The sequence below is a fragment of the Polyangium sorediatum genome, assembly GCF_029946465.1.
In the GTDB taxonomy this organism is placed as follows: domain Bacteria; phylum Myxococcota_A; class Polyangia; order Polyangiales; family Polyangiaceae; genus Polyangium; species Polyangium fumosum.
Genome location: NZ_JARZHI010000050.1, coordinates 1 through 25,315, shown reverse-complemented (window position 1 = coordinate 25,315; position 25,315 = coordinate 1). Strand labels below are relative to the sequence as shown.

The following is a 25,315-nucleotide window of genomic DNA, read 5'->3' as shown; positions in this document are numbered from 1 at the left end:
TTCACTTGCAACTCTGTTGCGTCTTGCATAGGTTACCGCGCCGTGGATGTCGGTCCCCGAGGCTGTAGCGGTGCCTCGGGCTTTGCGACGTCCGCGTGGGAGGAGCCCGTGCGCGCGCCGCGCGACGGGCCCATTCCAACACCAGGAGAGGTTATGAAGAACGTATATCTGTGGGCGAGTTCCATCGTCATTTGCTGCCTCGTCGGTTGCGCAGGAGAGCCCGTGCAAGAGGGCAGCGCGGGGGAAGCCGTGCAGCGCCTCGCGACCGCCGAGGATATCGAGCATGCATGCAGCCATGCGCAGTCGCCGACGGGCGGCGCATATACGAACGTCTCCGCCGTCACCTCCGGCACGGCGCCGTTCCTCGTCGAGCACGGGGCCTACAACGTCACGCTGCCCGGCTCGGGATCGAGTTATGCCGGCAAAGTCGCCTTCGAGGCCGACGAGGACGCCGAGCACGCTTTTTATACCGATCCCAGCGTGACGATCACGGTCAAGCTCGGCACGACGGTCCTCACGCCGGTCTGGTCCACGACCTTGACAGCGGAAGAATGCGCCGGCTCGAGCAATACGAGCCTGCCTGATTACGGCACGGACGCGGCGCTGTCGTACGTGAAGACGTACGACCTCGAGTCGGGCGAGACCTACTCGGTCGAGTTCACGAACACCTCCGCGACGCTGCTCGTCATCCCGGAGAACCTCGAAGAATAGCGCTCGCACGGGGCCGCCGCGCTGGGAGATGTGCGCGGCGGCTTCGTTCTCGCATTTCGAAAGGACCGTTTCTCGCGGAGGTCGTAGGATGCGCCGATCAGAATGGGTCGCGCTGGCGTGCATTTCGCTGGGCTCGCTCGGGCCCTGGGGCTGTACGGACGGAGCCGGAAATGAGCCCGTGGATCCGACGCCGGTCGACGCCGGCGTCGACGCAGCGGGAGGAAGGGGCGGCGGGTCGATCGGGACGGGAGGGCAAGGAGCGCAAGGCGGCGGAGGCCAAGGCGGCGAGGGAGGCGGCGCAGCGCCGGAGCTCGTCCCCGCGAAAATGGCAGCGGGCGACGCGCATGGCTGCGCGATCGGACCGCAGGGGACGCTCCGGTGCTGGGGCTCAAACGAATTCGGCCAGCTCGGCCAGGGGAATACGAGCCACCTCGGCGACGAGCCCGGCGAGTTGCCGCCCGCCGACGTGCCGCTCGGCGAGCCTGCGCTCGAAGCGGCGCTCGGCGGCGCGCACACGTGCGTGAGGCTCGAGGGCGGCTCCGTGCGCTGCTTCGGATACAACGAATACGGGCAGCTCGGCCAGGGGAATACGAGCCACCTCGGCGACGAGCCCGGTGAATTGCCGCCCCCGGCGGTCGATGTGGGCGGAACGGTCGTGCAGCTCGTCGCGGGCGGGCGGCATACCTGCGCGCTGCTCTCGACCGGCGGCGTGCGCTGCTGGGGTGACAACGACTATGGCCAGCTCGGGCAAGGCCATACGAGCCCGATCGGCGACGCGCCGGGCGAGATGCCGTCGCCCGAGGTGCCGCTCGGCGGAGCGGCCACGTATCTCTTCGCGGGCTACGACCATACCTGTGCCCGCATGGAGACGGGCGCGCTGCGCTGCTGGGGCAAAAACGAGTCCGGGCAGCTCGGGCTCGGCTCGACGAACAACGTCGGCGACGAGCCGGGCGAAATGCCGCCGCCCGACGTGCTCCTGGGAGGGAGGGTCGCCATGGGCGGCGCCGGCGACGAGCACACCTGCGCGCTCTTGACGTCGGGGGCCGTGCGCTGCTGGGGGACGAACAAGCGATTTCAGCTCGGCCATCCGGTCGTCGATGGAATCGGAGACGCCCCGGGGGAGATGCCGCCGCCCGACGTGCCGATCGGCGAGGGCACGCCGACACGGATCGGGTCGGGCCATCGATTCAATTGCGTTCGAATGGCGGAGGGCTCCCTGCGCTGCTGGGGCCACAACAGCGCCGGCCAATGCGGAGGCGGCGCGACGACGTACGTGGGCGACATGCCAGGCGAGTTGCCGCCCCCCGACGTCGCCGTGGGCGGAGGGTCGCCCGTGAGCGAGGTGGCGGCGGGGTATTCACACGTCTGTGTCAGGCTCGAGTCCTCCGCGATACGGTGCTGGGGCAAGGGGCAGAACGGCGCGCTCGGCTCCGGCTCGACCGACGACGTCGGCGACGACGAATCTCCGGCATCGATGGCCGACGTCACCCTATTTTGAGGAGCGGCCATGCGCGGACGAACCCGTACGAAAACCTTTTGGCTCGGGCTCGCCCTTCTCGCGAGCCTGCTCGTCGCCGGCTGCAGCGACGGCGCGGAGCCGATGGGCGACGCTGGTGTTCCCGACGCCGCCGTGGAGGAGCCACGGCCCTTCGTGAAGACCGCGGATCCGCCGCACGGCGCCCTGGCGGTCTACCCCTTCGAGCTCTACCGTGACGGCGTTGTGACGCTGCGGCGCAAGATCGTCCGCGTGACGTTCAGCGCGCCCATGGACACGAGCGTCGCAGCCGTCTCGATCGCCGATTCGAGCGGCGCTCCGCGGACGGTTCCAGCGCAATGGTCCGAGGACGCGCGTGAGCTCGTTCTCGCGGTCGGTCCACCGGATCCTTCGGACGGAGGCTCGCTGCCCTTCGATTACGAGTCGACGTACGCGGTGGACCTCGGCGCGCTGCGCAGCGCCTCGGGCATGCGGATCGACGACGCGCACGAGGGGCTCGATGCGGGCCGGCTCGTGTTTTCGACGGCAGCCATGGACGCGCTCCTCGAGCACGCTTGCGGGCACACGTTCGAGGATCCCCATGCGCACGTCGTCGCCACCGAGACGCCCGCGTCCGCGCCCGCGGTGGGGACGACGCATGCGCGGTACGTGGTTCACCTGCCGTCGTCGGGGATGGATGGAGCCTACACGGGGCACGCGTCGCAGAAGGTCCCTCTCGCGGGCAATACCATCGACGCGTACACGTATACGTTCTTTCTGAACGCCGACATTGGGCTCGAGATCGTCGACGTCGGCTCGGCCGAGGACGTCGCGGTGAGCGAGCGCGAGGCGCCGCCCGTATGCGCGCTCATCCGAAACGCGCGGACGGCCGTGCTCGCCGAGGACCACGAATACTCGCTGCGCTTCTCCGCCGAGGGCGAGCCGACCTTCGAGGTCATCTTCGAGCGCGAGATCGTGGTGCCATGACGCGCTCGCTCACGAAAGGAACGGTTGAAATGGCGACGATCACGCGACGCTCGTCACGGCGCCGCGGCGCGTACCTCTTCGCGGGGCTGTGGGCGCTGCTCCATCCGCATACCGCCTCGGCCGACCTGCCTCCGGATTGCAAAGAGCTCGGCCCCGCGCTCGTGGGGCATTCGTGCTTCCACGCCGAGCACGGCCCCTACGAGGCCGTCGAGGCCGCGGCGGGGCTCGCCGAAATCGCCTCGGCGCCGGACGTGGACGACGTGCACACCCTCTACGAGATCACGCTGCCCACGCCGCTCGAGGCGAATACCGTGACATACCGCGTGGCCGACGAGAGCCGCGCCGGCACGTGGGCGTTTTTCTCGGACCCCGACGTCACGCTGCGCGTCTTCGATCCGGCGGGGAGCGAGCTCGTGCCGCTTCTGCTCCACGACATCACACCCTGTGGGCCGCTCGAGCGCACGGCGGTGTACGAGCTCGATTTCGTCCGCTATCGGGTGGTGCTCGGCCCGTCCTCCCAGGCCAAAGCCCTGCTCGTCATCGAGAACGTGGAGGATTTCGTCACATTCAACGGGCGCGACGTCGACGGCGACGGCTTTGGCGACCCGAGCGATGCGGTGGTGACGATGTGCGCCCCGCCCGGAGGATACGCGCCGAACGACGGCGATTGCGACGACACGAATCCCTCGATTCACCCCGGCGCGACCGAGCTCTGCGAAGGGGCCGATACGAACTGCAACGGCGTCCCCGACGACGTCGGCCTCCCTTGCGACGCGGGTGATGGCGCTTGCAAGGCGAGCGGAACGTACGCCTGCGCGGAAGACGGCGCGCCGGTCGTATGCTCGGCCGTGCCGAAAGAGCCCTCCACCGAGTCGTGCGACGGCGTCGACGAGGATTGCGACGGCGTGTCGGACGGAGACGAAGAGGAGATCTGCAAGGGCGACGCTGGCGGGGCGCGATGCGTCTCGGTGCTGGGCTCGTACCATTGCGGCTGCGCGACCGATGCCGATTGCGCGGAGGGCTCCCCTTGCGACGCTGCACAGGCGCGCTGCGCGGCGAAGGCTGCCCCCGACGGAGACCAAGAGGTCGAATCCGGCTGCGGTTGTCGCGTGGGCGCGCAGGGCCGCGAGGGAGCTCGCTTCGCTCTGGCCGCGCTGGCGCTCTCGATGGCGCGGCGCCGTCGCCGCGCATCGGCCGTGCCCTCGGGGCTCGCGCTCGTCGCGGCGCTCTTCCTGCTCGCCGGATGCGGCAGCCACGTGGTGGTCGAGCAGGGCGAGGAGGCTTGTCTTCCTCACCTGGGCGAGCCCCTCGTGGCCCATGCGTGCAGCCACGTCGAGCACGGCGAGCCGAAGAACGTCGTGGCGGCGAAAGACAACGCGACGGCGCCGCCGAGCGTCGACGAGGTCCACGAGGCGTTTCGCGTGGCGCTGCCGTCGCAGGGGGGCGAGAGATCGGGCGTCGTCGGCTATCTGGCGACGCGCGACGGCGAGCACGCCATCTTCGTGCATCCCGCGGTCCCCGTGCGCGTCGAGCGAGCCTCGAGCGGCGAGACCTTGCCGATCGTCGAGACGGCGCCGCCGACCTCGTGCGCAGGTCTCTCCGAGGCCCCGGTGGTCGATCTCCAGAAGGACGAGCAGCACCGCGTGTATTTCGGTCCCACAGACGCGGCGGAAGTCGAGCTCTTCATCGAGCACCTCGGCACATTCGCGGAAGAGGCGTGGGCCGTCCGCTGCCCTCGCTCCGCCGAGCCATGAGCATCCAGGAGGAGCCGCCGGGGTTTCACCCCGGACCCGACCAGGGGTTGTCCACCCCTGGACCCGGACCAGCGCCAGCGCTGGACCTTGGGTGGAAGAACTGCGCGATGCGCAGTTCTTCCAACAGCCAGGGGGGATAGAACCGTCAGCGTCAGCGGCGCGTTTCGCTCGCGCGACGTGCGCGATCGAGTGCGACCGCGGTCACGACGATGCCGCCCGTGACGATGTCCTGCACCCAGTTGTCGATCCCGAGGTAGGTCGATCCCGTGCGGATCACGGTCATGAGGAGCGCGCCGAAGAGCGCGCCCGCGACCGAGCCTTCGCCGCCTGCGAGGGAGCCGCCGCCGATCACCACGGCTGCGATCACCTCGAGCTCGAGGCCTACCGAGTCGGTCGGGTCGCCGACGGTGAGCGTCGAGAATTCCATCACGCCCGCGAGCCCGGCGAAGAGCCCTGCGAGCCCATAGACGAGCCATTTCACGCGCTCGACGCGCACGCCGCAGAGCCGCGCCGTGGCCTCGTTCGACCCGATGGCGACGATGTGCCGCCCGCCTTTCGTGTAGACGAGCATGGCCGCCACGAGCCCCGACGTGGCCAGCATGATCCACACGCCCGGCGGGAACAGGGCCCAGCCATACCCAGGCGGGAGCGGCGCGACGAGGGCGTCGAGGCCCGAGGATGGCGCGTCGATCTTCTGCTCGTCCGCGAGACCTTTCGCGAGGCCTCGGAGCGCCCGCATCGTGCCGAGCGTGACGATAAAAGGCGTGATCCGCAGCGTCGTGACGAGCGCGCCGTTCACGAGACCGGAGAGGAGGCCACTCGCCATGGCGGCTGCGGCGGCGAGGATCGCGGGCGCGCCCGCGCGCATGCAGAGCGCGCAGACGACCGTGGAGAGCGCGACGTTCGAGCCGACGGAGAGATCGATCCCGCCGAGCAGCATCACGAGCGTCATGCCGCTCGCCGCGATGCCCACGACCACGGTCTGGCCGGCCATCGTCGTGAGGTTCTCCGCCCGGGTGAACGAGCCGGGCGCGACGATCGCGAAGATCACGTACACGACGACGACGGCCACGAGCGGGCCGAGAAACGGGTACTTACGCAAGTACTTCATGAGGCCCCTGCCTGCTCCAGCATCACCGCGCGGACGTCGAGCTCGCCCACCGGCCGCGCCGGGCCAAGCTCGCCCTTGTGCATGACCGCGATGCGGTCCGCGATCCCCACGAGCTCCTCGGCCGCGCTCGACACCACGAGGACAGCCTTGTTCGATTCACACGCGAGCCGGTCGATGAGCGCATAGATCGCGGCGCGGGCGCCCACGTCCACGCCACGTGTGGGCTCGTCGAGCAGGAGCACGTCGACGTCGTGGTAGAGCAGCCGCGCGAGCGCGACCTTCTGCTGGTTGCCGCCCGAGAGCGAGCCGACGGGCGCATCGGGCCCCGCGCAGACGACGCCGAGCTTCTCGATGAACCGCGCGGCCGCCGCGCGCATCCGCGCAGGCGTGACGAACCCGAGCGGGCCGAGGCCCACGAGCCGCGAGAGCGTGACGTTGTCCGCGATCGTGAGGCCGAGCGCGAGGCCCTCGCCGCCGCGATCCTCGCTGAGCAGGCCCACGCCCTGCGCGAGCCGGGCCGCGGGCGAAGCCGGGCCCACGTACGCGCCGACGCGCACCTCGCCGCGGCGCACGCGATCGAGGCCGAAGATCGCGCGCAAGAGCTCGGTGCGGCCCGCGCCGACGAGGCCGGCGATGCCGAGCACCTCGCCGCGGCGAAGCACGAGGCTCGCGCGCACGGGCAAACCCGCGCCCGCGAGATCCTGCGTCGAGAGGACGACGTCGCCGGGGACGCGCGGCGATCGTGGATAGAGATCCTCGATGGATCGACCGGCCATCATGGTCACGATGTCCGCGGGCGTGGCCTCGGCGACGCGGCCGGTTCCGGCCGTGCGGCCGTCGCGGATCACTGTGAAGCGGTCGGCGATGCGGCGGATCTCGTCGAGGTGGTGCGAGATGTACACGACGGCGAGGCCGGCCTCGCGCAGGCGGGAGACGACGGCGAAGAGGGCCTCGACGTCGTCGGCGCCGAGGCTCGACGTGGGCTCGTCGAGCAGGAGCAAGCGGCAACGAGGCTCCGTGATGGCGCGGGCGATCTCCACGAGCTGCCGCTCCCCCGGGCCGAGATCCCGCACGAGCGCGTCCGGCCGCAGGCGATGTTTTTTCGCGCCCGTCGGATCGATCGCGAGGAGGGCGCGGGCCGCGATCGCCCGCGCTTCCTCGCGCTTGAGTACGCCGAACCGTGTGGGCTCTCCGCCGAGCAGGACGTTCTCCTCCACGGTCATGTGCGGACAAAGCGCGCGCTCCTGGCTGACGAGGCGCACGCCGGCCGCGCGCGCGGCGGCGGGATCTTTCGGCGCGAACGGCGCGCCGTCGAGCGTGAGGCGCCCGCCGTCCGGCCGCACCGCGCCGGCCAGGATCTTCACGAGCGTGCTCTTCCCCGCCCCGTTTTCGCCGAGCAACGCGTGCACCTCGCCGGCGCGGACGTCGAGATCCACGCCGGCGAGCGCGGTCGTCGCGCCGTACGCCTTCGTCACGCCATGCGCGACGACGCCGCTCACTTCCCGAGCCACGGCGCGAGGTCGGGCGCGACGATCGCCTTCGTCTCGGGCTTGTCGAGGCTCGCCTTGTCGACGACCACCGCGCCCGTGTCGATGCGCGGCGCGACGGGCTTGCCGGCGAGGATCTCGGCCATCGCGCGCACCGCCTCGTAGCCGATCTTGAAGGGATCCTGCACGACGAGCGCGTCCACGTGCCCGTCTCGGAGCGCGCCGACGAGCTTCTCCGAGGCGTCGAACCCGACGAACTTGATCTTCCCGGCGAGCCCCGCCTTCCGCAGCGCGAGCAGCATCCCGAACGTGGTCGATTCGTTGGGACAGAAAACACCGTCCACGCCGCCGCTGCCGGCGCTCTGCGCGGCGAGCAGGCTCTCGGCCTTCTCGAAGGCGCTCTCCGTGGTGGCGCCGCCGTACTGGTTGTCGCTCACGATCTTGATCTCGGGCATCTTCCGGATGGCCTCGAGGAAGCCCTCCTCGCGCTTCTGCGTGCTCGCCGAGCCCTCCTGGTAGCGGAGCACCGCGATCTTGCCCTTTTGCCCGAGCAGCGCGGCGAGCTTCTCGCCGGCGAGCCGGCCGGCCGCGAGGTTGTCGGTCGCGACGAAGCTCTTGTGGGCGCTCCCCGCGAGATCCGAGTCGAAGATCACGACGGGGATGTTCGCCTTCACGGCGCCCTCGACCGGCTTTTCGAGGGCCTTGTCGTTGAGCGGCGCGAGCACGATGCCGCTCACGCCCTGGGCGACGAAGCTCTGCACGACGTCGATCTGCCCCTTGAGGTCGTCCTCCGCGAGCGGGCCCTTCCACACGATCTCCACGCCGATCTCGCGCGAAGCCTTGACGGCGCCCGCATGCACGGCCTTCCAGAACTCGTGCGTCGTGCCCTTGGGGATGACGGCGATCTTGGTCGCGCCTCCGTCCTTGCTTCGATTGCACGAGAGCAGGAGCAGCGCGGCGACGAGCGTGAGGGCGAAACGAAGGGTCCGGCCAAACATGGGCGCCGAGTATAATCGGCCAGGATGCAAGACCGTCACTATCTCGGGATCGACGTGGGCACAGGGAGCGTACGTGCCGCCCTCTTCGACGGCCAAGGACGCAAGCTCGGGATCGGCGTACGACCGATCTCGCTGCATCGCCCCGCGCCGGACTTCGTCGAGCAGTCGTCCGACGAGATCTGGGCGGCCGCGTGTGAGGCCACGCGAAGCGCGCTGCGCGAAGCGGGTGATCGCCCTGAATTCGTGGTCGGCGTGGGGTTCGACGCGACGTGCTCGCTCGTGCTGCTCGACGAGGGCGATCGCCCCGTGACCGTGAGCCCCACGGGCGACGATCGATGGAACGTGATCGTGTGGATGGATCACCGCGCGATCGAGGAGGCCGCGCGCATCAACGCCGGCGGCCACGAGGTCCTGCGGTACGTGGGCGGCGTGATCTCGCCGGAGATGCAGACGCCGAAGCTCCTCTGGCTCGCGACGCACCTCGGCGCGAGTTATAGGCGCGCCGCGCGTTTCCTGGATCTGCCGGACTTTCTGGCCTATCGCGCGACCGGGAGCGACGTGCGTTCGCTCTGCACCACGGTGTGCAAGTGGACCTACCTCGGGCACGAGCCCGGCGCGGACGGGAGCATCGGGCGCTGGGACGACACGTATTTCCGGTCGATCGGCCTCGGGGATCTCGTCGACGAGGGGTTCGCCCGCATCGGCAAGCGCGTGCGGCCCATGGGCGAGCGTGCAGGGGGTTTGACAGAGCGCGCCGCGGCCGAGCTCGGCCTCCGCGCAGGGACGGCCGTGGCGGTGCCGATCATCGACGCGCACGCCGGCGGGCTCGGGTTGCTTGGCATCCCAACGAAGGGCGTGGCTCCGGACGAAGGCGCGATGGAGGAGCGGCTCGCGCTCATCGGCGGGACGTCGACGTGCCACATGGCGTCCTCCCGCGAAGCGCGCTTCGTGCCGGGCGTGTGGGGCCCCTACAACTCGGCCATGATCCCGGGCCTCTGGCTCACGGAGGGCGGGCAAAGCGCGACGGGCGCGCTCATCGATCACGTCGTGCATGCGCACGCGCGGGGGCCGGAGCTCGCGGAGGAAGCGCGGCGGCGCGGGACGACGGTGTACGCGCTCTTGAACGAGCGGCTCGACGCGCTCGCCGCGAAAGCCGCGTTCCCGGCAGCCATCACGCGCGACGTGCACGTGCTGCCGGACCACCACGGCAACCGTTCGCCGCGGGCCGATCCGACGCTCAAGGGCATGGTGAGCGGGCTCGGGCTCGCGGACGACGTCGACGCGCTCGCAGTCCTGTACCTCGCGACGATCCAGGCGCTCGCGCACGGGACACGGCACATCCTCACGGCGATGAACGAGGCGGGCTACCGGATCGAGGCGCTCTACGCGACGGGGGGGGACACGAAAAACCCGGTCTTCGTGCGGGAACACGCGGACGTGACCGGATGCCGCGTGATCCTGCCCCGCGAGCCCGAGGCGGTCCTGCTCGGCGCGGCAATCCTCGGCGCCGTGGCCTCGGGCGATCAGCCGACCGTGCTCGCGGCGATGGGCGCGATGAGCGAGGCCGGCGCGGTCGTCACGCCCACGGGCGGCGAGGTCGCGCGCTTCCACGACCGGAAGCACCGGGTCTTTTTGCGGATGTACGAAGATCAGATGGCGTACCGCGCGCTCATGCGCGAAGACGCGTGACGAGATGGCAGGGAACGGAATGGATTGGCGTGAGCGTTTCGCGGGCAAGATCACGACAGCCGAAGGCGCGATCCGGGCGATCCCGCCGGGGCGCCGCATCCTCATCGGCTCGGGCGCGGCGGAGCCGGCGCGGCTCGTCGAGGCGATGACCGAGAAGGGGACGCACCTCGAAGGCAACGAGATCGTCCACCTGCTCACGCTTGGCCCCGCGCCGTACGTGAAGCCGGGCCTCGAAAAACGCTTCCGCCACACGGCGTTTTTCATCGGCGCGAACGTGCGCGACGCGGTGGCCGAGGGGCGCGCCGACTTCATGCCGGTCTTCCTCTCGGAGATCCCGCAGCTCATCTGCTCGGGCCGCGTGAAGATCGACGTCGCGCTCGTGCAGGTCTCGCCGCCGGACGAGCACGGCTACGTGAGCCTCGGCGTCTCGGTGGACATCGTGCGCGCCGCGATCGACACGGCCGATCTCGTGCTCGCCGAGGTGAACCCGCGCATGCCGCGGACCCACGGCGACTCGTTCCTGCACGTGGATCGGATCGGCCACCTCGTGCCCGTCGACGACGAGCTGCCGGAGCGCGAGGCCGAGCCGCTCGACGACGTCGACCGGGCGATCGGCCGCCACGTGGCGAGCCTGGTGCCGGACGGCGCGACGCTGCAGATGGGCATCGGCAAGATCCCGGACGCGGCGCTCGCGGCGCTCGACGGGCACCACGATCTCGGCATCCACACGGAGATGTTCTCCGACGGCGTGATGCACCTCGTGCACAAAGGCGTGATCACCTGCCGCAAGAAGACGCTCTTGCCGGGGAAGATCGTGACCTCGTTCGTGATGGGCAGCCGCGCGCTCTACCGCTGGGTGCACGACAACCCCTTCGTGGAGATGCGCTCGTCGAGCTTCACGAACGACCCGTTCACCATCGCGCGAAACGATCAGATGATCGCGATCAACGCGGCCCTGGCGATCGATCTGACGGGCCAGGTCGCGGCCGACACGCTCGCGGGCCGGTTCTTCTCGGGCATCGGCGGCCAGGTGGACTTCATCCGCGGCGCGGCGCGGAGCCGCGGGGGCAAGCCGATCATCGCGATGCGCTCGACGGCGAAGAAGGGCGCCGTGAGCCGCATCGCGGCGACGCTGGAGGCCGGCGCGGGCATCGTGACGAGCCGCGGCGACGTCCATTACGTGGTGACCGAGCACGGCATCGCGGATCTTTGGGGCAAAAACATTCGTGAGCGTGCGCTCGCGCTCATCGACATCGCGCACCCGGACCACCGCGCGGATCTGCTCGCGGCCGCGAAGCAACGTCGCTACGTTTTCCTGGATCCCGCCTGATTTCCCCTGTCATGTGAGGCGCCGGCCGCTGGAATTTGGCCCGCCTCCAGCGGCACGACTAGGCTCGGCGCACTTCCTGCTCCGCAGGGGATCACATGCGTGGAACAAGGCGAGCCATTCGTATTGCGGTGCTGTTCGCCGCGCTCGGGACGATGTCCGGGACGACCGACGTGGCCTCTGCGGGCCAGGTCCGCGGCCCCATCGACAGCGACGGCGACGGCATTTCGGACATGTCCGACAACTGCCCGCACGTCGCGAATCCGTCGCAATCCGATTGCGACGGCGACGGGAGCGGCGATGCGTGCGACGCGGCGAGCGTGATTTCCGAGCAAAAGGTGAACGTCACGCCCGACATGGAGAGCTGCCTGCAGTACAAGTTTCACGGCTGCGCCGGGTCGAAGCGGGCCACGGTGCAATACCAGTGCCTCGCGCGCGGGACGTCCTGGACCGAGAATCGCTGGTGCACGAGCGGGCAGGTACAGCGGAGCAACACGTCGAACTTCCAGACGTGGGAGTATTATCTCCGGAACGTGCCGTGGCCTTCGTGCGCGGAGTGAAGGCTCGGATCAGGGCACGGGGGCGAGGTCCTCGGGCTTGAGGTCCAGGCTCGACCGTTCCAGCAGGATCCCTCCCAGGATATCCTCCTCCTCGTGCACGACCTCACCGGCCTGCTCCGCAACGGCATCGGCGTCGGCGTCCCCGTCCTCGTCGGCTTGGCGTTTGCCCTCGCGACGTTCCGGGAATCAAAGCGGGTCCAGCGCGAGAACGAGCGGCGCGCCAAGGCCGAGAACGAGGTCCGCGCGCCCGGCGATCTCAGCCCAGGCCTCGCGCGCCTCCGTGTCCACGTCGTCGACGCCGGCAGCGCTGCGCGCGTCAACATGGGCACTTCCGTCGAGTCTGCCGAGGACCTCTCGGGCGCACCCGAGCTCGAAACCGTGGAGGTCCTCCTCGCCGACGAGAGCGGCCGCACGTTTCGGCTGCCCGTCGGCCATCGCCTCAAGGTCCACGCTTTCGGCGGCGCGCGCCGCCATCTGACCGAGTCGGTCACCACCGAGGACGGGGGCGTCCGTCAGCGCTTTTCCTTCGAGGTCGGCCCCGCGCAAAGCTTCGTCCTCGCCTGCAAGCTCCCCGAGGCCACGGCCGGCAACCATCCCTTTCGGCAGGCCGACGACGCGGCGGCGCTGCTCCCAGCGGGGGATCGATTCGAGATCAACCCTCCGCCGGACAAGGCGCAGACGAGCGGCGTCGGCTGCATCGTGGTTCCGTGCCTCGTCATAGGCGCCGTCGCCGCGACGGTCCCCGAGCACACGGGATGGCGAATCGCCGGATGGGTCGTTTGGCTGATGTGCGTACTGCTCGGGCTCGTCGGACGCTCGGTCGCGAACGATACCCTGCCGAAGGCGTAGAGGCGGGATTACGTCATTCGCCGCCCGGCGCGGGGGCCGGATTGGCGTCGGGGGCTTCGTCGTCGTTCGAGCTGCCGAACTTGAACGTATTGCGCGCCCAGACCGAGAGGTCGTCGAAGAGCGAATACGCGACCGGCGTCGCGAGCAGGGTGAGCAGGAGCGCGAGCGTCTGGCCGCCGATGATGACGAAGCCCGTCGCGCGGTTCGTGCCCGCGCCCGCGCCGCTGGAGGCAACGAGCGGGACCATGCCGGCCACGAACGCCGCCGTCGTCATGAGGATCGGGCGGAGACGATCCTTGTTCGCGAGCAGGATCGCTTCGAGCCGCGGCAGGCCCTCTTCCCGCAGCTTGAGCGTGTGATCGATCTGGAGAATCGAGTTCTTCTTCACGACGCCGAAGAGCACGAGGATGCCCAGCATCGAGAAGATGTTCAGCGATTGCTTGAAGATGATCACGCTCAGGATCGCGAACGGCACCGTCAGCGGGAGGCTCAGCAGGATCGTGATCGGGTGCAGCCACGACTCGAACTGCGCCGCGAGCACGAGGTACATGAAGATGAACGAGAGCAGGAAGGCGAGGCCGAAGTTCTTCGCGGCGCGGCCGAGCTCGCGGGAGCGGCCCGTCGCGCTCGCGCTGTACCCCGGCTCCATCCCGAGGTCCTTCGCGGCCTTGTCGAGCGCCTCGATGACCGTGCGCTCCGAGAAGCCCTTCTGCAGGTTGCACATGATCATGACCTGCCGCTGCCGGTTGTAGCGGTCGATCTTCGACGGGCCCGAGCCCTCCGTGAACGACACGAGGTTCTCGAGCGAGACCGTGCCGAGGCGCATCGAGGGCACCGTGAGCCGCTTGAGCCCCTCGACGTTCGAGCGGTAGCTCGGCACCGCGCGGACGTGGACCTCGTACTGCTCGCCCTTCTCGTTGTAGTTCGTCACCTCGTAGCCGCCGACGAGCAGGCGCAACGAGCTCGCGATGTCGGCGACGCTGACGCCGAGATCCGACGCTTTTTCGCGATCGATGTGCGCGCGGAGCTCGGGCTTGCCGAGGATGAGCCCGGTGTCGGCGTCGACGACACCCGGCAGCGTCTTCATCTTGGCGAGCAGCGCCTCGGCGTAGGACGAGATCTTCGTCATGTCCGGGCCGGTGATCTGGTACATGACCGGGTAGTTCGCGCCGCCGCCCATCGAGTTCACGGGGCCGATCGAGATCCGGTAGTCCTTGCCGTACTTGGGCAAGAGCTCCGCGCGCGCCTTGTCGATGAGCTCCTGCTGCGAGAGCTTGCGCTCGTTCGCGGGGAGGAGTTTTACGTAGAGGCTCGCGAGGTTCGGGGTCTTCTGCGCGTCGTCGCCGACGGTCGTGATCGCGTACGCGACGCCCGGAATCTTTTCGAGATCGCCGACGATGCGCGTCGCGATGAGGCGCATCTCGTCGAGGCTCGTGCCCTCGTTCGCGCGGATGCTCGCCTGGAACTGCGACTCGTCCTCGTCCGGGAGGAAGTTCGCGTTCGCCCGGCCCGCGAGGACCGGAATCGAGAAGAGCGCGACGACGCAAGAGACAACGATCACCCAGCGGTGCGACATCGACCAGCGGAGGACCCGGACGTACGTGCGCTCGATCGCCCCGTAGATCCCCTTCGCCTCGCCGTGGCCATGCGCGTGCCCGTGTCCGTGGCTCGGAGCCGGGGCTGCGGCCGGGGCCGCGGCGGGCTGTTCCTTGCCGTCGCTCCCCTTCTTCACGTGCCTGCGCAGCCACCGCGCGCACATCATCGGCGTCAGCGTGAAGCTCACGAGGAGGCTCACCATGATCGAGAACGACATGGTCAAGCCGAACGAGCTCATGAAGCGGCCGACGATGCCGCCCATGAACGCGACCGGGAGGAAGACGGCGACGAGCGAGAGCGTCGTCGCGAGCACGGCGAGGCCGATCTCCTTCGTCCCGTTGATCGCGGCCTCCATGGGCCGCTCGTCATTCTCCTCGATCCGCTTGAAGACGACCTCGAGGACGACGATCGCGTCGTCGATGACGATGCCGACGGCGAGCGTGAGGGCGAGGAGCGTGATCGCGTTCAGCGTGAAGCCCGCGGCGCGCATGACGCCGAAGGTGCTGATGACGCTGGTCGGAATGGCGACGGCCGCGATGATCGTGGACCGGGCGTTTCCGAGGAACGCGAACACGATGAGCGCCGCGCAGAGGGCGCCGAGCACGAGGTGCTCCTTCACCGAGTGGATCGAGTTCTCGATGAACTCGGACTGATCCCGGGCGATGTCGATCGTGTAGCCCTGGGGCAGGCGCTTGCCGAGCTCCGCGAGGCGCTCCTTGACCGTGTTCACGACCTCGACCGTGTTCGTGCCGCTCTGCTTGCGGACGTTGAGCACGACCGTGGCGCGCTGGCCCTTGAAGCCCACGGATTCAGGCTCGGCCGTGCCGTCCTCGACCTCGCCGATGTCGTTGAGGCGCACGCCATAGCCGTCGCGCGTCGCCACCACGATCTCGCCCATCTCCCGGACCGACTCGACGCGGCCGCGCGTGCGGAGCGTGAGCTGGCGGGCACCTTGCTCGACGCGCCCGCTCGGCAGCTCGATGTTCTGCGTCTTCAGCGCGCGCTCGACCTCGGGGCCGGAGATGCTGTATTTCTGGAGCTTCTCCGGGTCGATCCAGACGTTGATTTGCCGCGGGCGACCGCCGATCAGCGTCACCTGGCCGACGCCGTTGATCGACTCGATCTGCCGGCGCACGACCTTGTCCGCGGTCTCCGTGACGTCACGCACGTTGCCCGGGCCCGAGAGCGCGAGCGTGAGGATCGGCGCGGCGTCCGGGTCCATCTTCGCGATCACGGGCTGCTCGATGCCCGGCGGCAGCTCGTTGAGGACCGCGTTCACCTTGTCGCGGACCTCCTGCGAGGCGACGTCGACGTCCTTTTCGAGGACGAACGTGACGATGACCATGCTCACGCCCTCCGAGGAGGAGCTGCGGAGCTCGTCGATGCCGCTGATCGTGTTGACGGCGCTCTCGATCTTGTCGCTGATCTCGGTCTCGATTTCCTCAGGCGCCGAGCCCGGGAGGATCGTGGTGATCACGACGGCCGGGAAGTCGACTTTCGGGAAACGATCAAGGCCGAGCTGCACGTAGGAGAAGAGCCCGACCACGGTCAGGATGAGCACGATCACCGTCGCGAAGACGGGCCTTCGTACACAAATCGCTGCGAGCCATTGCATGGGTTACTTCGCTCCAGGCGCAGCGACATTCACGTCGGCGCCGTCCTGCAAGAGGTCGACTCGCTCGATCGCGATCTCGTCGTTCGCGGTCACGTTGCCGCGGATCTCGACCTCGCCGTCGATCTCGCGGCCGAGCGTGACGATGCGCTCGACGACGCGGTTGCCCGAACGAACGAAGATGCGGCTCGCGCTGCCGCTGGATCCGACGGCGGCGCGGGGGACGAAGATCGCATTCGTGTCGGCCTCGCCGAGCTCGACGTACGCGCGCGCAAAGTACCCGGGCTTGAGCTGGCCGTCCGCGTTCTGGACCTCCGCCTCGATCGGCAGCGTGCGCGACTGCGCCTTGAGGCTCGCGCCGACGCGCTTGACGATGCCCTTGAAGGTCTTGCCCGGGTGCGCCGAGACGGTGAGCGTCACTTCCTTGCCCGCGGTGACCTTCGACGCGTCCGTCTCCGGCACGTCGATGCGCAGCCGCAGGGTCTCGTCGCGCACGACGACGGCGACGACCTTGCCCATCGGCGCGAACTCGCCGACCGTGGCGCGGCGCTCGGCGACGGCGCCGTCGAAGGGCGCGCGGATGCTCGTGTCGGCGACCGATTTGCGGGCGAGGTTCGCCTGGGATTGCGCGGCCGCGAGGCCTGCCCAGCCTTGCATCGCGCCGTTCAGCGCGCCCTCGTACTGCGCGCGCGCCTGCTCGGCGCGGGATCGCGCCTGATCCCACTGCGACGCCGAGATCGATCCGCCCTCGTAGAGCTTCTTCGTCCGGTCGGCCTCCGACACGGCGAGGTCCATGCCCTCCTTCGCGGCGCGGACCTCGGCGACGTTGTTCGGATCGAACTTCTGGCCCGACTTCACGCCGAGCTTGGCGAGCGCCTGGGTCGCCGATGCGTCGGCGGCCTGCGCGCGCAGGGCCGGATCGCGGCTGTCGAGCTGCACGAGGATGTCGCCCTTCTTCACGCGCGTGCCGACGTCGATCTCGACCTTCGTGACGATGCCGGAGGTCGCGGAGGCGACCTCGCTGGTCTCGTCGGCGGCGAGCGTGCCGGTCAACTCGAGCGTGGGCGAGAGCTTGCGCTCGGTGACCTTCGCGAACTTGACCGCCGGCGCGGGCTCGGCGGTGGCGCTCTCCGCGGGTTTGGCCTTCTGCTCGGCGTTCTTCTTGGCGCACGAGGGCGTGAGCGAAAGAAGCAGCGCGAGCGCGGCGACGTACGCGGGTTGATCAAGACGCATCATCGTTCTCCAAGATTGCTTTCATCACGCGGGCGCTCGGGGCGATCGGCCCTGCCCGCGCCGTTCAAATAAAGGTCCACGAGGAGCGAGGCCTCGGCTTCGAGGTTGGGGTGGCTCTGCTCCATGACCATGCCGATGGTGGAGGCGCGAAGAAGGCCGCCGAGCATGCGCGCGAGCGGCACGGGATCCATCTGCCGGAGCGCGCCGCACGAGATCCCCTCGTTCACGAGGGCGAGCGTGGTGGCGCGGAGCTTTTCGAAGTGCTCCACGGCTTTTTCTTTGAGGATGTTCGAGGCCGAGGCCGTGCCCTTCGCGAAGAGCCCGCAGTCGAGCGCGACCTGGTGGAAGTCGCGGTGCTCCTCGACGAACTGAAGCGTGCGGACGACGCAGCACCTGAGCTTTTGAGCGAAGGGCTCGGGATCCGTGGGATGCGGCCGCAGGCTCCCGATCATCTGCTCGAGCCGCACTTCGAGCAGCGCGTGGAGCACGTCTTCTTTCTGCTCAAAGTGGTTGTAGACGGTGCCGACCGCGATCCGCGCGTGGTCGGCGATGTCCTGGATGCGCGCGCCGTGGAAGCCCTGCTTGGCGAAGACGTGCTCGGCGGCGTCGAGGATCGCGTTACGGAACAGCGCCTTGGCCTCGTCACGGCGACGTGGAAGCGCTGTTCGTCGTGCGGACGAGTTGCTCACGGGGTGAACCGTCGCTCATCTTTTGAACGAAGGCAACGACCGTTCGCCGCAAATCGATGAATTTGGGGGGATAACTAACGAGATCGGGTCACGATGCTGCGGGGCGCCGACGGCGAAGCCGTGAAGCCCCCCACATCAACCCAAGGAGTCCGAGTCCCGCGACCCCGGAGCGCGCGTCGCCCGGGGCGCGGACCGCGCAGGAACCGTCGTCGCCGCTGCTACTGCCGCCGCTTCCGCCTGCGCCGCCGTTTCCGCCGTTTCCGCCGCCTCCGCCGCTCCCGCCTCCGCCGCCGCTCCCGCTTTCGTCGCAGACGCCGCCGGGATGGACGTCGGCCCCGGTCCACATCGGCTCGTCGGGGGTCCACTGTGTCATGCCGGGCGGGTCGACGCGCACGTGGCAAGGCAGCGAAACCACAGTGGATCCGCCGGATTGTCCCGCTGCGTCGTGTGTCGTCACGCGGAACGTGAAGGCCGTCGCGGGCTCTGCGCCTTGGAGCTCCTGGGCGAGCTTGTAAAACCGGAGCGCGCCACCCGCGAACACCGAGCGCGTGAATGCGAGGTCTTGCATCGCCGCGTCCCGGAAGGCCTCGACACGCCACACCTCGGGCGCCGCATCCGCCGCCGCAGCAGCCGCGTCGACGTGCAGAAAATACGCGAGATCACTGTCGATCTGGCAATCCCCGGGGCTCGCCTTGAAATCGGGGTAGTCGTAGACGTTGAAGAGCAGGCTCTTCACCGGCTCCGGCGCCGTCGTGTCCGGCGCGCTCGTCGTGAACGAAATCGATACCGGTTCACACGTCACGCCCGCGGTGCAGAAATCGCCGTTCACCTTCACGACCTGCCCGATCGATGGGGTCGGGTCGATGCGCACGACGAACCCGCCGAGCCCCTGGAGCGCCGCGTCCGCGACCGGCACGAACGACGCGGGGTAGCCGTCGACGGTGACCGTGACGGCGTCGAGCGAGATCGAATGACCTGAAAAGAACAACGCCGCGTTCACGGGGTACGTTGCCCCGTTCTCGGGGATGTGGTTGTAGAGGCCCGGCAGCGGGGGCGTGCAGGCGTCGGCAGGCTGTGGGGCCGCGAAGACGAGCGAAAACGCCGCCGCGAGACCAAGCGACAAACGGGGGAGCATACGCATGGGAAGCCTCCTCGGAGAAGCAAGGACGCCCCATCGTATCGCGGAAGCCGAGGGGGCCCGAGCCCTCTTGACCGGAAAGGGCCATCCCCCCATAGTGACCCACCGGTCAGTAATGCCTCGTATCGCCGACCCACGCGCGCGCATCGACCTCCTCCGGGCCGCTGAAGCGATCTTCGCCGAGAACGGCCTGGCCGCAGCCAAGGTCGAAGACATCACGATCCGAGCAGGCGTGTCGAAGGGCGCGTTCTACCTGCATTTCAAGAGCAAGCAGGACTGCTTCCGGCAGATCGTGGAGGGCGTCGTGGCGCGGCTCGCGTCGTGCGTGGAGGCCGCGCGCTTCGATGAGTGCCCGCCGGCCGAGGACCTCGAGGCGCTCCAGGAGAGCCGCCTCACCCACGTCGTCGACCTGCTCGAGTTTTGCTGGCAAAACCGCGGGATCTTGGGGATGATCCTGACCGGGGGAGGCGGGACGCCGTATGCGTACCTGATCGACGCGTTCACCGATCGAATCGAGCGGCAGAGCGAGACCTGGCTGCGGCACAGCGTGGAGGTGGGGCTCTACCGCGACGACATCGAGCCGGCGATCGTCGCGCGGCTCATCGCAGGCACGCACGAGCGGCTGGTGCGCGAGATCATCAGGCAGCCGCGACGCCCGGACATCGAGGGCTGGGCGCGTCAAGCGCAGGATTTGCTCACGCGCGGGCTCTTCTCCGTGGCGGCGAGCGCGGTAGTTGACCGGACGGTCACGAAGAACCGGGAGCGGGAGGAGAGCCCGCGAGAACCCAGGTCGAGGGCGAAGGCAGGATGAGCACCGTGGCAACGACGGGTACGACGAAAAAGTTTGGCGCCGGCAAGCTGATCGCCCTTGCGATCGTGCTGGGCACCGGGGGGCTGATCGGGGTCCGGGTGAAGGCCAAGATCGCCCAGAAAAAGGCGCTCGAAGCGCAATCGGCCGTGACGGCCGAGCACGCCGCGGCGCCCGGCAATCCAGCGGCGCCTCCGAAGGTGACGGCGCGCGGCGGCACGCTGATCGCGAAGCCCGAGGCGATGCGCTGGCAGCCGAGGGTCGCCGTGACGGGCACGCTGGAGCCGATTCAGCAGGCCGACGTGGGCTTCAAGGCCGGCGGGCGGCTGCTCGCGATCAAGGCGAAGATCGGCGACGTCGTGAAGACGGGGCAGGTCCTCGGCGTGGTCGACGCGTCGGAGTCCTCGGCGCAGGCGAACGTCGCGCAGACGGGCGTCCGCGTGGCCGAGGTCTCGCTCGAAATGGCGAAGGACGCGCAAAGGCGCTCGGATACGCTCTTCCAGCAGAGCGCGGTGCCCGAGGCGGAGAAGACGACGGCGACGCAGCGGGCGCTGCTCGCGGCAGCGCAACTCGAACAGGCGCGCGCGCAGGCGCGGCTCGCGTCGGTGTCGGTCGGCAATGCGACGCTCACGGCGCCCTTCGGCGGGCTCGTGACGCGCGCGCCGAACGGCATCGGCAAGATCGTCGCGCCGGGCGAGCCGCTTTATCACGTCGAAGACACGTCGGTGCTCAAGCTCTCGGCCTCGGTCTCCGAGAACGACGCAAACGTGTTCGAGGTCGGCGCCGCGGTGTCGATCGACGGCGCGCCGAAGGCCACGGGCAAGGTGACGGCGGTGCTCGGCTCGCTCGATCCGCAGACGCGCCGGGTGCCGGTGATCGCGGAGATCCCAAATGGGCCCGAGGTCGCGATGCTCTCGGGCTCGTTCGTCCGCGCGCAGATCGTGGCAGCGGAGACGATCGAGGTGCTGCGGCTCCCCGCTTCGGCGCTTCGGCCCGGAGCGCAGGACGAGATCGTCGTGGTGCAGGACGGCAAGGCGCACCTCGTGCGGGTCTCGTTCACGGTCGCGCCCGACGGCTCGCTCTACGTGCGCAAGGGGCTCGAGGCTGGGGCGTCCGTCGTGGCGAACCCGAGCCCCGAGGTGAAGGAAGGCGAAGCGCTCGATCTCGGCCCCGCGGCGGCGGCGCCCGCGAAGTGATCGGCTGAACCACCAGGCGAACGAGGACATTTCATGAACCTCTCGGCGATCGCCATCAAGCGCCCCGTCTTCACGGTGATGGTCGCGATGGCGCTGCTCGTGCTCGGCGTCGTGGGCTACCAGCGCCTCGGCACGGATCTCTTCCCGGACGTGTCTTTCCCCGTCGCAAGCGTGACGATCGTGTATCCGGGCGCGAGCCCGGCCGAGATCGAGACGCAGATCTCGAAGCCGATCGAGGACGCGGTCGTGTCGCTGAACGGCATCGATCGCGTGCGCTCGTTCTCGCGGGAAGGCGTGTCGACCACGGTCGTGATCTTCAAGCTCGACGTGGACATCCAGGAGGCCGCGCAGCTCGTCCGCGAGCGCGTGGCACAAGCCCGCTTCAAGCTGCCCAAGGACATCGAGGAGCCCGTCATTTCGCGCCTCGACACAGGCGCGGCGCCGGTGCTCGTCTATACGCTCCGCGGCAAACGATCCCTGAGCCAGATCCGGGATTTTGCCGACGACGTGATCCGGCCCTCCCTCGAACAGGTCGACGGCGTGGCGGCGGTGAACATCCGCGGCGGCGCCGAGCGCGAGGTGAAGGTGCTCTTGGATCGGGCGCGGATCGACGCGCTCGGCGTGCAACCCTCGCAGATCGTGGCGGCGATCCGGGGCGCGAACCTGACGGTGCCCGCGGGGCGCTACGAGCAGGGGACGCGCGAGATCAGCGTGCGCGCGATGGGCGAGCTCGAAGCGGTCGATACGCTGCGAGATCTCGTGGTGTCGATGGCCCGCGACGGCTCGTCGGTGCGGCTGCGCGACGTGGCCGACGTGCAAGACGCCTTCGAGGACATGCGCACGCGCATCCGCGTGAACAACGAGGAAGCCGTGGCCTTCGAGGTCGTCAAGCAGAGCGGCCGCAACACGGTCGAAATCTGCCAGGGCATCCGGACCCGGCTCGCGACACTCGAAAAGCAGTTCCCCGAGGATCTCAAGACGTCGCTGATCATGGATCAGTCGACGTTCATCGAGGAGAACGCGCACGAGGTGCAGATCGCCATCTGGTTCGGCGGCGCGATGGCGATCCTGATCATCCTGATCTTCATGCTGGATCTGCGCTCGACGCTGATCAGCGCGGTCGCATTGCCGACGAGCGTCGTGGCGACGTTCTTCCTGATGTACGTGCTCGGCTTCACGCTGAACATGATGACGCTGCTCGGCCTTTCTTTGGCGATCGGCCTGCTCATCGACGACGCGGTCGTGGTGCGCGAGAACATCTTCAAGCACCTGGAGCGCGGCGAACCACCCATGGAAGCCGCGCTGAACGGCACGAAAGAGATCGCGCTCAGCGTGCTCGCGACGACGCTGACCATCGTGGCGGTCTTCGTGCCCGTGGCGTTCATGGGCGGCATCGTGGGCCAGTTCTTCCGTCAATTCGGGCTCACGGTCTCGGGCGCGGTGCTGGTGTCGCTCTTCGTGGCCTTCACGCTCGATCCGATGCTCTCGTCGCGGTTCTCGAAATCGCTCGAGCACGGGGCGAAGGATCCATTCGCCTGGCTCAAGCGGCCGTTCGAGTGGGTCTTCCGCGCGATGGACGATTCCTACCGGGGGCTCCTCGGCTGGGTCGTGAAGCACAAGCTCGTGGTGGGGCTGCTCGCGTTCGGCACGCTCATCGGTTCAGGGCAGCTCATGGCGCTCATGGGCTCGGACTTCGTGAACCCCGAGGATCGCGGCGAGATGATGGTCGAGATCGAGCTGCCCGCAGGGACGTCGCTCGACGAGCTCGCCACGCAATCGCACGAAGCGGAGAAAAAGCTGCTCGCGCACCCGCAGCTCAAGACGCTCTACGTGACGCTCGGGCCGAACGGCGAGGTAAACAAGGCGCATTACCGCATCCTGACCACGAAAAAACACGAGCGGACGATGCCGCTCGACGCGATCAAGGATGACGTGCGCGCGATTGTGAAGGCCGTGCCCGGGGCCAACGTGGTCATCACGGAGCCCGAGTTCGTGGAGGGCGCGGGCGTGCAGGCGCCCATCATGATCAACGTGCGGGGCGAGTCGTACGACGACATCCGCGCGCTGGCCGATCAGGTCGCAGGCGCCCTCCAGAGCACGGTGGGCGTGACGGACGTGCAGGTGAAGTTCTCGCCCGGCAGGCCCGAGATGCGGGTGAAGGTGGACCGGCAGCGCGCGGCCGATCAGGGCATCAGCGTGGCGCAGGTGGCGATGACGCTGCGCACCGCGATCGAGGGCGAGGAGGCGAGCAAGCTCCGGCAAGGCAAGGACGAGGTGCCGATCCGCGTGCAGATGCGCGAGGAGGATCGGGCGTCTCCGGCCGAGCTTTCGCGGCTCACGTTGTGGTCGCCGCGGGGTGCGGTGGCGCTCGCGGATATCGCGCGGCTCGAAATGGGCGAGGGTCCGCAGGTGATCGAGCGTGAGGATCGGCAGCGGCAGATCGCCGTGTGGGCGTCGCCGCGGGGCCGCTCGCTCGGCGAGATCGTGGGCGAGCTCATGCCGAAGATCGACGCGCTGCAGAAGCCGAAGGGCACGTCGCTCGCCTACGACGGGCAGATCGAGCAGATGAACGACACGAACTCCTCGATGGGGACGGCGCTCCTGCTCGCGGTGATCTTCATCTACCTCGTGCTCGCGTCGCAGTTCGAGAGCTTCATCCACCCGCTGACGATCATGATGACCCTGCCGCTCGCGCTCGTCGGCGCGATCCTGGGGCTCTTCCTGATGGATACGTCGATGGCCATGGGCGCGATGATCGGGATCATCCTGCTCATGGGCCTGGTCACGAAGAACGCGATCTTGCTCGTCGACCGGGCGATCGTGCGCGTGCGCGAGAACAACGAGACGCCGCTGCAGGCCATCCTGGAGGCTGGGCCGGAAAGGCTCCGTCCGATCCTGATGACGAGCGCTGCGATGGTGCTCGGCATGCTGCCGACCGCCCTCTCGAACGGCGAAGGCAGCGAGTTCCGCGCGCCGATGGCCATCGCGGTCATCGGCGGCGTCGTGAGCTCGACGTTGCTCTCGCTGATCGTGATCCCTGCGCTGTACCTCGCCATCGAGAATGCGAAGGCGTGGCTCCGGGCGCGCGGCATCGTGAAGGGCGACGCCGAGCCCGCGCCCGCTGCCGAATGAGCAAACGGGGCCCACGCGGCCCCGCTTGTTGACGTCCCTCCCCGAAAGCCCAAAGGAGCCGCTGCCCTGCTGCGAGAGGAGGCGCGCGCGCTCATGGTCGGCAAGCTCAGCTCGGACGAGATCGAACGGGTCCTCGGGACCGCAATGATCGCCCACCTCGGCTGTCATGCCAGCGGCCGGACGTACGTCGTGCCCATCACGTACGCGTACGAGGACGACTACATCTACGGCCACACGGGCGAGGGCCTGAAGCTCGCGATGATGCGCGAAAACCCGGAGGTCTGCGTCGAGGTCGAGAAGATCGACGGGCCCGCGCACTGGCGGAGCGTGATCGCGTGGGGCACGTTCGAGGAGCTCTCCGGGCGGGACGCCGCGCATGCGCTGCAGGTCCTCCTGGAGCGATATTTCTCGCGTGAGGCGAGCGAGACCACGCGCGGACCGCTCGGACCGCACCGTCAAGGCGCGGTTCACCCGGACGCACACCTCTTTCGTATCCACCTCACCGAAAAGACCGGGCGCTTCGAGGACGGCGCGCGAAAGCGGCCGCGACCGACGCTCGTTCGTTAAGTTTGTCACAGTGTAAACCGCCAAGAACATGGCTCCGAACAGGTTTCACCCGGGACATGCGAGGGTTCGTCCTTCCTGCATGACGGTCGGGTGACGTCGCTCGGGGCGTCTCTGGTTTTGCGTTCGTCCCGGCGTGCCTCCGTGGTAGACGCGGCGCAGAGGGACAATCATGCGCAGGACCACGAAGCTGACCTTGATGGCATTCGCCCTCCTTTCCACCGGCACAGGCTGTGAGATCATCGCCGCGGTGGATCGGAGCCAGATCGACCAGTCGACGGGCACCGCCACGGGAGGGACCGGGGGCATCGGCGGCATGGGCCCCGGCTCCGGCGGCATGGGCCCGGGCTCCGGCGGCATGGGCCCGGGCTCCGGCGGCATGGGCGGCGGCGGCATGGAC

At 68.8% G+C, this 25,315-nt stretch carries 20 protein-coding genes; 13 read left to right on the top strand and 7 right to left on the bottom strand.

Going from position 1 to position 25,315, the window contains the following annotated elements:
• The first annotated feature begins 153 nt into the window (after window positions 1-153).
• The 4 genes from QHF89_RS36025 to QHF89_RS36010 all read left to right on the top strand — a co-directional run bounded on the left by QHF89_RS36025 (window position 154) and on the right by QHF89_RS36010 (window position 4,926).
• Window positions 154-711, top strand: a complete 558-nt coding sequence (locus QHF89_RS36025) for a hypothetical protein (RefSeq protein ID WP_136972122.1) — start codon at window positions 154-156, stop codon at window positions 709-711.
• A gap of 88 nt (window positions 712-799) precedes the next feature.
• Complete coding sequence (locus tag QHF89_RS36020) at window positions 800-2,209, top strand: RCC1 domain-containing protein (RefSeq protein WP_136972123.1); 1,410 nt, start codon at window positions 800-802, stop codon at window positions 2,207-2,209.
• 9 nt (window positions 2,210-2,218) lie between these two features.
• Window positions 2,219-3,172: a hypothetical protein gene (locus tag QHF89_RS36015; protein WP_136972124.1), complete on the top strand. Its 954-nt coding sequence runs from the start codon at window positions 2,219-2,221 to the stop codon at window positions 3,170-3,172.
• Window positions 3,173-3,201: 29 nt separating this feature from the next.
• Complete coding sequence (locus QHF89_RS36010) at window positions 3,202-4,926, top strand: putative metal-binding motif-containing protein (protein ID WP_284721365.1); 1,725 nt, start codon at window positions 3,202-3,204, stop codon at window positions 4,924-4,926.
• A 151-nt stretch (window positions 4,927-5,077) separates the two neighbouring features.
• Here the strand turns inward: QHF89_RS36010 and QHF89_RS36005 are convergent, their stop codons facing one another.
• From QHF89_RS36005 to QHF89_RS35995, 3 genes are read right to left on the bottom strand one after another with little or no spacing between them, the layout of a single operon-like run.
• Window positions 5,078-6,037, bottom strand: coding sequence for an ABC transporter permease (locus QHF89_RS36005; protein ID WP_136933729.1), 960 nt, complete (start codon window positions 6,035-6,037; stop codon window positions 5,078-5,080).
• The gene (locus QHF89_RS36000; RefSeq protein WP_284721364.1) at window positions 6,034-7,548 is read right to left on the bottom strand and encodes a sugar ABC transporter ATP-binding protein; all 1,515 of its coding nucleotides are present in this window, start codon (window positions 7,546-7,548) and stop codon (window positions 6,034-6,036) included. Before QHF89_RS36000 ends, QHF89_RS36005 begins: the two co-directional genes overlap by 4 nt.
• Window positions 7,533-8,522 (bottom strand): ABC transporter substrate-binding protein, encoded by a 990-nt coding sequence (locus tag QHF89_RS35995; RefSeq protein WP_136933727.1) that lies wholly within the window; start codon window positions 8,520-8,522, stop codon window positions 7,533-7,535. Before QHF89_RS35995 ends, QHF89_RS36000 begins: the two co-directional genes overlap by 16 nt.
• Window positions 8,523-8,546: 24 nt before the next feature.
• Between QHF89_RS35995 and QHF89_RS35990 the strand changes: the two genes are divergently transcribed.
• The 4 genes from QHF89_RS35990 to QHF89_RS35975 all read left to right on the top strand — a co-directional run bounded on the left by QHF89_RS35990 (window position 8,547) and on the right by QHF89_RS35975 (window position 12,947).
• Window positions 8,547-10,211 (top strand): FGGY-family carbohydrate kinase, encoded by a 1,665-nt coding sequence (locus QHF89_RS35990; protein ID WP_136972126.1) that lies wholly within the window; start codon window positions 8,547-8,549, stop codon window positions 10,209-10,211.
• Between the two features lie 4 nt (window positions 10,212-10,215).
• On the top strand, window positions 10,216-11,541 hold the full coding sequence (locus QHF89_RS35985; RefSeq protein WP_284721363.1) for an acetyl-CoA hydrolase/transferase family protein: 1,326 nt from the start codon (window positions 10,216-10,218) through the stop codon (window positions 11,539-11,541).
• 95 nt (window positions 11,542-11,636) lie between these two features.
• Entirely contained in the window at window positions 11,637-12,098 is a 462-nt protein-coding gene (locus tag QHF89_RS35980) for a thrombospondin type 3 repeat-containing protein (RefSeq protein WP_136933724.1), read from the top strand.
• A gap of 93 nt (window positions 12,099-12,191) precedes the next feature.
• The gene (locus QHF89_RS35975; RefSeq protein ID WP_136972127.1) at window positions 12,192-12,947 is read left to right on the top strand and encodes a hypothetical protein; all 756 of its coding nucleotides are present in this window, start codon (window positions 12,192-12,194) and stop codon (window positions 12,945-12,947) included.
• Window positions 12,948-12,960: 13 nt separating this feature from the next.
• On the opposite strand, the gene QHF89_RS35970 is transcribed toward QHF89_RS35975, so the two are convergent.
• The 4 genes from QHF89_RS35970 to QHF89_RS35955 form a co-directional block, all read right to left on the bottom strand.
• Complete coding sequence (locus QHF89_RS35970; protein WP_136972128.1) at window positions 12,961-16,158, bottom strand: efflux RND transporter permease subunit; 3,198 nt, start codon at window positions 16,156-16,158, stop codon at window positions 12,961-12,963.
• A 3-nt stretch (window positions 16,159-16,161) separates the two neighbouring features.
• A complete protein-coding gene (locus QHF89_RS35965; protein ID WP_284721362.1) occupies window positions 16,162-17,391 on the bottom strand; it encodes an efflux RND transporter periplasmic adaptor subunit in 1,230 nt (409 codons plus the stop codon).
• Window positions 17,388-18,077, bottom strand: coding sequence for a TetR/AcrR family transcriptional regulator (locus QHF89_RS35960; RefSeq protein ID WP_136933721.1), 690 nt, complete (start codon window positions 18,075-18,077; stop codon window positions 17,388-17,390). Before QHF89_RS35960 ends, QHF89_RS35965 begins: the two co-directional genes overlap by 4 nt.
• An 88-nt stretch (window positions 18,078-18,165) precedes the next feature.
• Window positions 18,166-19,218 (bottom strand): hypothetical protein, encoded by a 1,053-nt coding sequence (locus tag QHF89_RS35955; protein WP_136972129.1) that lies wholly within the window; start codon window positions 19,216-19,218, stop codon window positions 18,166-18,168.
• A 112-nt stretch (window positions 19,219-19,330) separates the two neighbouring features.
• Here QHF89_RS35955 and QHF89_RS35950 point away from each other — a divergent pair, with 112 nt between their 5' ends.
• The 5 genes from QHF89_RS35950 to QHF89_RS35930 form a co-directional block, all read left to right on the top strand.
• The gene (locus tag QHF89_RS35950) at window positions 19,331-20,026 is read left to right on the top strand and encodes a TetR/AcrR family transcriptional regulator (protein ID WP_136972130.1); all 696 of its coding nucleotides are present in this window, start codon (window positions 19,331-19,333) and stop codon (window positions 20,024-20,026) included.
• Between the two features lie 5 nt (window positions 20,027-20,031).
• Window positions 20,032-21,219, top strand: coding sequence for an efflux RND transporter periplasmic adaptor subunit (locus QHF89_RS35945; RefSeq protein ID WP_284721361.1), 1,188 nt, complete (start codon window positions 20,032-20,034; stop codon window positions 21,217-21,219).
• Window positions 21,220-21,252: 33 nt separating this feature from the next.
• Window positions 21,253-24,351, top strand: coding sequence for an efflux RND transporter permease subunit (locus QHF89_RS35940; protein WP_136972132.1), 3,099 nt, complete (start codon window positions 21,253-21,255; stop codon window positions 24,349-24,351).
• Window positions 24,352-24,444: 93 nt separating this feature from the next.
• Window positions 24,445-24,918 carry a pyridoxamine 5'-phosphate oxidase family protein gene (locus QHF89_RS35935; protein ID WP_136933716.1) on the top strand — a complete coding sequence of 158 codons (474 nt, stop codon included), beginning with the start codon at window positions 24,445-24,447 and terminating at the stop codon, window positions 24,916-24,918.
• Window positions 24,919-25,087: 169 nt separating this feature from the next.
• Window positions 25,088-25,315, top strand: a 228-nt coding sequence (locus tag QHF89_RS35930) for a hypothetical protein (RefSeq protein ID WP_284721360.1), incomplete at its 3' end; no start/stop codon positions are given.